We start from the raw sequence: 11343 nt of genomic DNA on the forward strand, positions 1-11343 counted from the left end.
GGTGGTGCGAGACCGGGACGGGGTGGCGGCGGTGGCGTGGTTTCGGATGGCGGTGTGCGTAGGGGGGCTCTTCCTCGTGGGGTGCGAGGAAGCCCGAGCTACGTCACCGCGCATCCCGGTGCTCGGCGAGGTGGGTGGACAGGTAGCGCAAGAGGGCGTGGAGGCCCACGTGTGGTCGCGGACCCTGATGGTTGGGGACCCTCAGGCTCCGCACGCGGTGGTGACCTCCAACGGGGACGTCCTCGTGGCAGCGACCTATCAAGAGCCCATCGACCTGGGGGCGGGGCCCCTGCCCTTCAATCGCAACGTTGTCGCGCCCCACCTGCTGGTGGCGCGGTATTCGCCGGAAGGCACACTGAAGTGGGCGCGGGGCTGGACGCCCCAGCACCCGGCACGGGCCCGCGTGGGCGGCCTGGCGGTGGACGCCTCCGACAACATCTTCCTTACGGGCATGTCCGCGGGCTTCACCCGCGACGGCGCCACGCTGCCAGAGGGGCCTTTCCTGGCCCGGCTGGACGGCGGCGGCGCGCTGGACTGGGTTCGCTCGCTGCCGGGTGAAGGCTCCGTGGCGGTGAACGACGTCACGTCCGACCACGACGGCGGCGCGGTGCTGGTGGGGGACTTCGCCGGCGCGCGCGACCTGGGCGAGGGATTGAAGACCACCCCCAGCGGCAGACACGCGGGCTTCGCGCTGCGCGTGGGGCCCAAGGGTGAGCAGCGCTGGAGCCGCGTGTGGATGCCCACGGGCGCGGGCGAGGTCTCCGCGCGGGCGGTGGCGGTGGATGTCTTTGGCGACGTGCACGTGGTGGGCGGCTACGCGGGGGCGGTGTCCTTTGGCGACGCCACCTTCGTCACCGTGCGCCAGCACACGCCCTTCGTGGTGAAGCTCACCCGCGACGGCGACCACGTCTGGAGCCACGACGTGCGCGGCACGGACGGCACCGCGGTGTCCGTGGCCGTGGGGGCCAACCGCGTCTTCGTGGGCGGCGGCTTCAGCGGCCGGCTCTACTTCCAGAAGACCTTCCACCGCGCGGATTCGCGCGACGGCTTCCTCCTGGCCTACGACGCGCACGGCGGCCAGCAGTGGGCGCGCACCTTCCCCACCGGCGCTCCCATGGTCACCACCGACGATGCGGGCCAGGTGACGGTGGCGGGCGCCCATGACGGCGGGCTCGCCCTGGGCGGGGGAGATCTGCCTCCCGGGTTGTATGTCGCGAAGCTGTTGCCGGAAGAGGGCACGTCGCTCTGGGTTCGCGGCTTCGCGAGCCGCGGCGCCGTGGCCCAGGCCCGGGCCGTGAGCGTGGACGCGTCCGGGGGCGTGCTCCTGGCCGGCGGCTTCAACCGGCCCGCGCCGGAGGACGGTCCGTCGCAGCGGCTGCAGGACGGCTTCCTCCTCAAGTTCAATCCCTGACACGTCCATCCGTCCGGAATGCCATCCCACCTGACAGGTGGTTCAGGGGTTTGCCCTTGAATCCAACTTGACGGGGTGCGACATGGAATTCCTGAATTCGACTTCATTTGACGGAGCGTGATAAATCCCAGCCGCCTTCAAGGCATGTCTTGCCTTGGAGGGCGAGGCTGCGCTGAAGCGTCTGCGCTCGGAGGTGCTCGCACGCAGGCGGCCAACCCCTCGACATCACTCCCCTGAGTCACTGTGAGAGAGGTTGCATCCCATGACACCCACCGTTTCACGGCTGGACCGCCTCAAGCAGCGTGTCACCGGCACGGCGTTCGGGGCCCTCGGGCTCCTGGCGCTATTCGGCGGAACCCCGGCGAGCGCGAGCGAGGCGGACCTCGTGCTCCCCGACTTCAGCTCCGTCACCTTCTTCGGAGGGCTGAACGGACGGCAGTTGCTGATGTCCGGCATCGCGGTCTGCGTCGTCGGCCTCATCTTCGGCTTCCTGCAGTACGCGAGCCTCCAGAAGCTGCCCGTGCACCGGGCGATGCTGGAGATCTCCGAGCTCATCTACGAGACGTGCAAGACGTACCTGATGACGCAGCTGAAGTTCATTGGCGTCCTCTGGGTGCTCATCGCGGTGGTGATGGTTGGCTACTTCGGCTTCCTGCAACACATGGAGCCCGGCCGGGTGGCCATCATCCTGTTCGCCAGCCTGGTGGGCATCGCCGGCAGCTGCGGCGTGGCCTGGTTCGGCATCCGGGTGAACACCTTCGCCAACAGCCGCACCGCGTTCGCGTCGCTGCGCGGCAAGCCCTACCCCACGTACGCCATCCCGCTCCAGGCAGGCATGTCCATTGGCATGGTGCTCATCAGCACGGAGCTGTTGCTGATGCTGTTCATCCTGCTGTTCGTCCCGGTGGACTTCGCGGGCGCGTGTTTCATCGGGTTCGCCATCGGTGAGTCGCTGGGCGCCTCCGCGCTGCGCATCGCGGGCGGCATCTTCACGAAGATCGCGGACATCGGTTCGGACCTGATGAAGATCGTCTTCAAGATCAAGGAGGACGACGCGCGCAACCCGGGCGTCATCGCGGACTGCACCGGCGACAACGCGGGCGACAGCGTGGGCCCCTCCGCGGACGGCTTCGAGACCTACGGCGTCACCGGCGTGGCGCTCATCACGTTCATCCTCCTGGCGGTGGAGGCCCAGTACCGGGTGCAGCTGCTGGTGTGGATCTTCATGATGCGCATCGTGATGGTGCTGGCGTCGCTGGCGTCGTACTGGATCAACAACGCCATCCAGGGCGCGCGGTACAAGAACGCGGACCACATGAACTTCGAGGCGCCGCTCACCTTCCTGGTGTGGCTGACGTCCATCGTGTCCGTGGCGCTGACGTTCCTCGTGAGCTACCTGCTCATCCCGGACATCGGCGGGGACGACACCCTGTGGGTGAAGCTGTCCGCCATCATCACCTGCGGCACGCTGGCGGGCGCCATCATCCCGGAGGCCATCAAGGCCTTCACCTCCACGGAGAGCCGCCACGTGCGCGAGGTGGTGACGGCCAGCCGCGAGGGTGGCGCGTCGCTCAACGTCATCTCCGGCCTGGTCGCGGGCAACTTCTCCGCGTACTGGATGGGCCTCATCATCGCGGGGCTGATGGGCCTGGCGTACGGGTTCAGCAGCATGGGCGTGGGCGCGCTGATGATTGCCGCGCCCGTGTTCGCGTTCGGCCTGGTGGCGTTCGGCTTCCTGGGCATGGGCCCGGTCACCATCGCCGTGGACTCCTACGGCCCGGTGACGGACAACGCGCAGAGCGTGTACGAGCTGTCCCTCATCGAGAACGTCCCCAACGTGAAGGAGGAGGTTCAGAAGGACTTCGGCTTCGCCCTGGACTTCGACAAGGGCAAGGAGTTCCTGGAGGAGAACGACGGCGCGGGCAACACGTTCAAGGCCACCGCCAAGCCGGTGCTCATCGGCACCGCGGTGGTGGGCGCCACGACGATGATCTTCTCCATCATCGTGCTCCTGGTGGGCATCACCACGGCCGCCAACGGCCAGCAGGTGCTCAACGCGGTCAACGCGCAGAACCTGTCGCTCCTGCATGCGCCCTTCCTGCTGGGCCTCATCACCGGCGGCGCCATCATCTACTGGTTCTCTGGCGCCTCCATGCAGGCGGTGTCCACGGGCGCCTACCGCGCGGTGGAGTTCATCAAGGCCAACATCCAGCTGGAGGGCGTGGAGAAGGCCAGCGTGTCGGACTCCAAGAAGGTGGTGGAGATCTGCACCCAGTACGCGCAGAAGGGGATGATCAACATCTTCCTGGTGGTGTTCTTCAGCACGCTCGCGTTCGCGTGCCTGGAGCCCTACTTCTTCGTGGGCTACCTCATCTCCATCGCCATCTTCGGCCTGTATCAGGCGGTGTTCATGGCCAACGCCGGCGGCGCCTGGGACAACGCGAAGAAGCTGGTGGAGACGGAGCTGAAGGCCAAGGGCACGGAGCTGCACGCCGCCACGGTGGTGGGCGACACGGTGGGTGACCCGTTCAAGGACACGTCCTCCGTGGCGCTGAACCCGGTCATCAAGTTCACCACGCTGTTCGGCCTGCTCGCGGTGGAGCTGTCCGTGGAGCTGGAGGCCGCCGGCCAGGGCATGCTGCTGCGCATCCTGTCCGCGGTGTTCTTCCTCCTGTCCACGGTGTTCGTCTACCGCAGCTTCTACGGCATGCGCATCGAGAGCGCCGGCCCCACGAAGCTGGAGTCCAGCGCGCAGGTGAAGACGGCCTGAGGCGCTGAGCGGCGACGGCGGCGGGTGCCCTCGACAGGTCCCGCCGCCTCGCGCCTGGCGTCAGGCCCCGATGCCCTCGGGGTCCGTGGCCAGTTCCCCGCCCAGGTGCATGCCCGTCTGGCAGCGGTAGTCCGTGACGAGCGACGCGGCCAGCACCTTCACGCCCAGCAACACGTGCAGCGCGGCCGCCACGGGCGAGCGCTTCGCGTAACCCAGCACGAAGGGCGCCAGCACCGCACCCAGGCCGTAGGCATGGTCCGCCAGCTCGTGCGCCTCGATGGGGATGAGCTTCGCAAGACTCAGCCGGTAGTCCGTGAGCAGCGACACGCCCACCGCGGCACCGCCCAGGACCCAGCCGGCCGCCTTCGCCGCGCTGTCACCGGATGCGTTTCCCACCGCCACCAGCGCAGCGCCACCCACATAGTCCAGCACCGAGTGCACGTCCTGCGGCACCCAGCGGCGCAGCGGCAGCCGGCCGAACAGGGGACGCGACAGGATGCCCGCCGCCGCGCTGTGGTCCCTCATGCGGCGCCACTCGCGGCGCACGGCCCCCTCCGGGCGCGGGGGGACGGGGGGCAGCACTGGCTCGGGGCCTCGGACCTCGTACATGACGTGACTCCTCTCCCGGCCGTCGTGGCCTTGTCCGGAGACGGTAGCCACGCCCCAGGCCCGGGCGCCGGGCCTGCCCCTCTCCCGTGCCCGCCTGCCTGCGCCAACCATGGGTGCTCCTGCTGACCGCCCCTTGAACTGTTGGCTGCTGAGCAAGGGGGCTTCCTCCCACCCCTCCCCGCCGGGCAGACTGCTGCTCGCACTCAGGTCCTCACATTTCGAGAGGGCCGACCGCCTTCGAGCGGTGGGTGCCGCGCCCCACCAACAAAGAGAAGACGATTCATGGCTACCGGTACCGTGAAGTGGTTCAACGATGCGAAGGGCTTTGGCTTCATCACGCAGGACGGCGGTGGTGAGGACGTGTTCTGCCACCACAGCGCCATCAACATGGACGGCTTCCGCACCCTGGCCGAAGGCCAGAAGGTGGAGTTCGAGGTGACCCGCGGCCCCAAGGGCCTCCAGGCCCAGAACGTCCGCGCGGCGGGTTGATCCCACCCCACTCCGGTTCCAAACCGGAGTCTGGAAGCCCGGCCCGCGCAAGCGGGACCGGGCTTCTTCATTTTTACAACGTGCCGAGAAGGGAAAACGCGCAATCCCTTTCAAACCTTCCAGCATCCAAGGAATCAAGGGGGGGCTGGTGAAAGTTCAAAGACGTCTGTTAGTCTTTGCACCTGCGAGGGAGGGCGCACCTATGTTCGAAGTCACCAACGATGTCAGCCGTCGGACCATCACTGCCCGCATGAGCGGTTTCATGCGGCCGAACGAGATGAAGGAGTACGTGGCCGTCTACAAGAAGGCCACGGACAGCTACGGCGGAGGGCGGCACCTGGTTCTGGCCGACATGCGGGGTCTGCGCCCGCTGGAGCCGGAATCCGCGAACCTGTTCTCCGAGGTCATCAACCACGGGCGCAAGAACGGTTGTGCGATGTGTGCGCACGTGTCGGACTCCACCATCGCGCGCCTGCAGACGGCTCGCGTGGCGTCGGAAGCATCCCCCAACGACGACATCACCGTGGATTGTGTGTCGCTGGAGGAAGCGCAGAACCAGCTCGCCAAGGCGCGCGTGCGCCTGCTCAACGGCGAAGGCATGTCGGCTTCGCGCTGAAGCAGTACCTCCCGGGCAGGACGCCCGCGAACGCCCCGTCTCCGGCACGGCCCGGAGCCGGCGGCCCACCGCGGAGGACGCCCACCCGGGACTTGTTTCATCCCCCTTTGTTTCACGATTTCAAGGTTTCAACCCAAGGGCACGGGTGACGGCAACGTCATCCGGGCCCTTTGTCTTTGCCCGGACCCTACCCAGGATGTCCTGTCATTGACCGGGCATGAAGAAGGGCGCGGAGGCTTGCCGGCCCCCGCGCCCTCTTTCACTTCACGGCCCTTGGCCCGCTCAGGCCGCGCGGTCGTGCGCGGCGGGCGAGTCCACGGACGGCGCCGTGAGCGGCCCTTCCGTGCGGGGCTTCTTCTTGCGGAAGGTCAGCTTCTCCATGGCCGCGAACACCACCGGCACCACCAGCAGCGTGAGGAAGGTGGAGGTGATGACGCCGCCGATGACGGAGATGGCCATGGGGGCGCGGAACTCGGAGCCGGTGCCCGTGCCCACGGCGGTGGGCACCATGCCGATGGCCATCGCCGCGCTCGTCATGAGGATGGGGCGCAGGCGGCGGGGGCCGGCCTTGAGCAGGGCCTCGTCCACGGAGTCGCCTTCCCGCAGGTGATGGAGCGCGCCGTCGATGAGGAGGATGGCGTTCTTCGTGACCAGGCCCATCAGCAGGATGACGCCAATCATCGCGCCCATGCTGAGGTGGTAGTTGGTGACGACGAGTCCCAGGAGCGCGCCCACGAGCGCCAGCGGCAGCGACACCATGATGGTGAAGGGGTGCTTGAAGGACTCGAACTGGCTGGCGAGCACCATGTAGATGAAGACGAAGGCCAGACCGAACGCGATGCCGAACGCGTCGTTCTGCTCATCCAGGCTCTTCATCTGGCCGTCGTAGACGATGGCGTAGCCGGGCGGCAGGGGCTTCTGGGCGATGGCGGCCTTGAGCTTCGTGGCCACGTCCCCCAGCGCGGCGCCCTTGGCCAGCTGGGACACGACGGCCACCTGGCGCTCGCGGTTCTCGTGCTCGATGACGCTGGGGCCGTCCTTGAGCGACACCTCCGCCACGTCCGTCACCTGGTGCAGGCCGCGCGGCGTGGCCACCATCAGCTGGCGCACGCGCTCCGGCGTGGCCCGGTCCTGTTCGCGCAGGCGCACGCGGATGTCCGTCTCGTCCGTGCCCTCGCGCAGCTTGGCCGTCACATCACCGTCGATGGCGAGCCGCAGCTGCGCGGCGAGCGCCCCGGCGGACAGGTCCATGTCCGCGGCGCGCGCGCGGTCGATTTGAATCTGGAGCTCCGGCTTGGCCGGGTTGGAGTCCACGCGCACGTCGGAGGTGCCCAGGGTGCGCAGGATGCCGGCGACGCGCTCGGCCTCCTCGTTGACGCGCTTCAGGTCCGGGCCCACCACGCGGACCATGATGGGGTACCAGTCCCCCAGGCCTTCGATGGCCGGCGGGTCCGACAGGGTGATGGCGGTGGAGACCAGGTTGGGGACCAGCAGCGCGCGGGCCTCCTCCTTGAGGGTGCCAATGCTCTTGGTGCGCTGGTCCTTGCCCACCGTGAGCACGCGCATGCGCGCCTTGTAGACGTCTCCGCTGGGACCGACCGTGGTGTAGATGTCGGTGATTTCGGGGATCTTCTTGAGGAGCGTCTCCGCCTCCGCGGCGCGCTCCGCGGTCTGCGCGAGGTTGGCGGAGTCCGGCAGCTGCAGGTCGACGAGGAGCTGCGAGCGGTCCTCCGCGCTCATGAACTCCACGCCCAGGCGGCTGGCGGCGCCGAAGGACAGGACCAGCGCCAGCAGGGTGAGGCCCGCGGTGGCCCACTTGTGGCGCAGCACCCAGCCCAGGATGCGGGAGTACGAGTGCTCCGTGGCCTCCAGGAAGCGGCGCAGCGCGCGGAACACGGCGGGCTCGTGGTGCTGCTCCCCCGGCTTGCGCGCCTTGGCGAAGCGGGCGGACAGCATGGGGTCCAGGGTGAATGAGATGAACAGCGAGATGAGCACCGCCACGGAGATGGTGATGCCGAACTGCTTGAAGAACTGGCCCACGATGCCGGGCATGAAGGCCACGGGGATGAACACCGCCACCAGGGACAACGTGGTGGCGAGCACCGCCAGGCCCACATCCCGGGTGCCGTTGGACGCGGCGCTCATCGGGTCCTCGCCCTGCTCCAGCCGGTGGGTGATGGCCTCACGCACCACCACCGCGTCGTCGATGAGCAGACCGATGGCCAGCGACAATGACAGCAGCGTCATCTGGTTGAGCGAGTAGCCCAGCACATACATCACGAAGAACGTGCCGATGACGGACGTGGGCAGCGCCAGCGCGGAGATGAACGTGCCGCGCGGGTCCAACAGGAACATCAGGATGATGAGGACGGCCATGAGGCCGCCGAAGATGAGGGCGATCCACACCTCGTGGGTGTTGGCGCGGATGAGGTCCGACTGGTCGATGAGGAGCGTGGCCTGGAAGCCCTGCCCCACCACCGGCCCCATCTGGGCGAGCGTCTTCTTCACCGCGTCGCTGACGCTCACGGTGTTGGAGCCCGGCTGCTTCACGATTTCGAGCACCACGGCGTCGCGGGCGTTGAGGCGCGCGGTGGTGCGGCGCTCGGCGACGCCGTCCGTGACGGTGGCGATCTCCTCCAGGCGCACCTGGGCGCCGGTGCTGCTCCGGGCGATGGGCAGCTTGCGCAGGTCGTCCACGCTGGTGAACTCGCCCATGGCGCGCACGGTCAGCTCGTTGGGCCCCAATTGCAGACGGCCCGCGGGCAGGTTGAGGTTCTCCGTGCCGATGCGCTGGGACACCTGCGACGGCGTGATGCCCACCGCGCGGGCCTTGTCCAGGTCGATGTCGACCTGAATCTCCCGCGTGTCGCCGCCGGTGATGCGCACCTCCGCCACGCCGGCCAGCTGCGCGAGCGCGGGCTTGATGCGGTCATCCAGCAGCTTGCGCAGCGCCTGGGACGTCATGTCCGCGGACACCGCGTAGGTGAGGATGGGCGCGGCGGACAGGTCCACGCGGCTGACGATGGGCGCGTCCGCGTCCGTGGGCAGCTTGTTGACGGCCTGCCCCACCTTGTCGCGCACGTCCTGGACGGCGGTGTCCAGGGCGGTGCCCAGCGTGAAGGACACCACCACGGTGCCCACGTTCTCACGGCTGAAGGAGTGGATTTTATCCACGCCGCTGATGCCGGCGACCGCGTCCTCCAAAGGCTTGATGACCTGGGTCTCGATTTCGCCCGGGCCCGCGCCCTTGTAGAGGGTGTTGACCACCACCACGGGGAAGCTGACGTCGGGATAGAGGTCGGTGCCCAGGCGCTTGAGGCCCATCACGCCCAGCACGATGAGCAGCAGGGACAGCATGGCCGTGAACACCGGCCGTCGGATGGAGACGTCGCTGAGAATCATGGGAAGTGCTCACGCACGCCGCGCACGCCAAGACGGCCGCGGCGAAAAGGGGCGGCTTGCGGCTACTTCACGGAGACGCGGGTGCCGGGGGACAGGGAGGGCGTGGGGAAGTCCACCACCTGCTGGAGGACGGCCGCGGCGCGCACCACCACCTCGCGGTCGCGGCGCTCCAGCACCTGCACGTCCACGCGCTGGAGGGCGCCGTCGCTGACGATGAGGACGTGGTCCCCGTTGGACGACGAGAGGGCGGTGACGGGCAACAGCTGCGCGTCCTGCGCCTCGCCCAGCTTCAGCATGGCGCGCGCCAGGGTGTGGGCCACGAAGCGGCCGTCCGCGTTGGGCACGGCGATCTCCACCGGGATGCGGCGGGTGGTGGGGTCCGCGGAGGGCAGGATGGTGCGCACCACGGCCTCGTCGGTGGACGCGCCGTTGCCCAGCGACGCCACGCGCACCTTCACGCCCGGCTTGAGCAGCGCGCGCGCGCCTTCCGCCACGGTGGTGCGGAAGATGAGCGTGTCCAGCTGCTCCAGCGTGAAGAGGGACGAGCTCGGGCCCACCATGGCGCCTGTCTGGTCCGGGGATTCAATCAGGGTGCCCGCGAAGGGCGCCTTCAGGTCGTGGCGGCGGCGCGACGCGCGGGCCTGCGCCAGCTGCGCCTTCGCGGCCATCACCTGGGCCTGGGCCTGCGCGGCGGCGGCGACGGCGTTCTTGTGCTGCTGGTCGCTGACACCTCCGCCGGTGCTGAGCTTCTCCGTGCGCTCCGCGGCGTCCTTCGCCATGGAGGCGGCGGCCTCCGCGGCGGCGACGGCGGCCTCCGCGCCGGCCACCTGCGCGTCCGCGATTTCGGAGTTGAGCTGGGCGAGCGTGTCGCCCTTCTTCACGGCCTGCCCCTTCTGGACGCGCACCGCCTCCAGCCGGCCACCCACCTCGAAGCCGACCTGGAGACCCTGGGCGGGGTACAGCGTGCCCGTGACCTCTTCCGACTGCGAGGCCTGCACGCCGCGCGCGGAGACGACCTTCACGGCCGGCGCGGGCTTGTCCTGGCCGGGGGGCTGCGCGGCGGCGGGCGGCGCGGACGCATCCGCCTTGTCGCAACCAGTGAGCGCGAGCGCGGCGGCCATGCCCAGGGCGGTGAAGGCACGGGAGGCAGAGGGCTTCGTGGACGGTTTCACGGGCGTTTCCTTGGCGGGCGGTGCGGGTTGGCCGCGCGGGCGTGGCGCCGGCGCGTGGAAGGTGGAGGAGAAGGCCGGGCCTGGACGGCGGTCTCGGGCACGGACTCGCGGGGCAGCGTGCCCTCGTGCATGAGGCGCTGGAGGCCCACGGCCCAGCTGGCCAGGTCCGGCTTCTGCGTCAGCCGTCCCATGCGCCGGGCCAGCAGCAGGTAGGTGCCCACGACGAAGGAGCCGAAGAGGCTGGGGTCCACGTCCGGGGTGTCCGGCTGCTGGCCTCGCAGGTGGTGGAACTCGCGGGCGATGCGGTCCACCTCGCGGTCCACCACGTCCCACATGACGGATTCGAAGGCGGTGCCCTGGCTGCCGACGATGAGCGCGGTGACCAGCTCACGCTGGTCCCACATGAGCTCCAGCATCTCCACGTCGAGCGCGGCCTCCATGCGCAGGAAGTCGCGGTAGCGCTCGGAGCGCGCGGCGACGTCCCCGGGGCCCGGCACGCCGCCGTACTGGACACAGAAGCGGTCCATGCGGGACTTGCGCTCCGTGGCCAGCCGCTCCAGCGCCGCCAGGAAGTCCTCCACCAGCGCCGCGAAGAGGGCCTCCTTCGACGGGAAGTGCAGGTAGAAGGCGCCCTTGGACAGGCCGGTGGCGGCGGTGATGTCGCTGATGCGCGCGCCCTTCACGCCCCGCTTCGCGAACTCCGCCCGCGCGGACGCGATGAGCGCGCTGCGGGCTTTGGGGTCGGCGGGACGGGGCATGGCGGGCCATTCCTAACCCGCCGGTCAGAAATAAAACAGTCGTTGCTGAACGCCGGGTCAGGAATCCGAGGGGCGTGTCGGCGGGGGGCGCATGAGGGCGGAGCAGAGCGGACACG

8 protein-coding genes are annotated in these 11343 nt (G+C 69.1%); 4 read left to right on the plus strand and 4 right to left on the minus strand.

Features of this window, described 5'->3' with window-relative positions; translation table 11 throughout:
* Positions 1-1411 (plus strand): hypothetical protein (locus D7X32_RS39935; protein ID WP_341868171.1); only part of this gene is annotated, 1411 nt, incomplete at its 5' end.
* A 262-nt stretch (positions 1412-1673) separates the two neighbouring features.
* Positions 1674-4181: a sodium-translocating pyrophosphatase gene (locus D7X32_RS39940; protein WP_120607762.1), complete on the plus strand. Its 2508-nt coding sequence runs from the start codon at positions 1674-1676 to the stop codon at positions 4179-4181.
* A gap of 60 nt (positions 4182-4241) precedes the next feature.
* Here D7X32_RS39940 and D7X32_RS39945 read toward each other — a convergent pair whose 3' ends face one another.
* Positions 4242-4790 carry a hypothetical protein gene (locus tag D7X32_RS39945; RefSeq protein ID WP_120607763.1) on the minus strand — a complete coding sequence of 183 codons (549 nt, stop codon included), beginning with the start codon at positions 4788-4790 and terminating at the stop codon, positions 4242-4244.
* A gap of 282 nt (positions 4791-5072) precedes the next feature.
* Here D7X32_RS39945 and D7X32_RS39950 point away from each other — a divergent pair, with 282 nt between their 5' ends.
* Together D7X32_RS39950 and D7X32_RS39955 are read left to right on the plus strand one after the other, a co-directional pair.
* Positions 5073-5279, plus strand: coding sequence for a cold-shock protein (locus D7X32_RS39950; RefSeq protein WP_120526528.1), 207 nt, complete (start codon positions 5073-5075; stop codon positions 5277-5279).
* Between the two features lie 262 nt (positions 5280-5541).
* On the plus strand, positions 5542-5895 hold the full coding sequence (locus D7X32_RS39955; RefSeq protein WP_233597529.1) for a hypothetical protein: 354 nt from the start codon (positions 5542-5544) through the stop codon (positions 5893-5895).
* A 282-nt stretch (positions 5896-6177) separates the two neighbouring features.
* Here D7X32_RS39955 and D7X32_RS39960 read toward each other — a convergent pair whose 3' ends face one another.
* The 3 genes from D7X32_RS39960 to D7X32_RS39970 all read right to left on the minus strand — a co-directional run bounded on the left by D7X32_RS39960 (position 6178) and on the right by D7X32_RS39970 (position 11227).
* Positions 6178-9297, minus strand: a complete 3120-nt coding sequence (locus D7X32_RS39960; protein WP_120607764.1) for an efflux RND transporter permease subunit — start codon at positions 9295-9297, stop codon at positions 6178-6180.
* 62 nt (positions 9298-9359) lie between these two features.
* The gene (locus D7X32_RS39965; protein ID WP_120607765.1) at positions 9360-10469 is read right to left on the minus strand and encodes an efflux RND transporter periplasmic adaptor subunit; all 1110 of its coding nucleotides are present in this window, start codon (positions 10467-10469) and stop codon (positions 9360-9362) included.
* Positions 10466-11227, minus strand: a complete 762-nt coding sequence (locus D7X32_RS39970) for a TetR/AcrR family transcriptional regulator (RefSeq protein ID WP_120607766.1) — start codon at positions 11225-11227, stop codon at positions 10466-10468. Before D7X32_RS39970 ends, D7X32_RS39965 begins: the two co-directional genes overlap by 4 nt.
* Between the last annotated feature and the right edge of the window lie 116 nt (positions 11228-11343).

Source organism: Corallococcus carmarthensis, from assembly GCF_003611695.1.
Classification (GTDB): domain Bacteria; phylum Myxococcota; class Myxococcia; order Myxococcales; family Myxococcaceae; genus Corallococcus; species Corallococcus carmarthensis.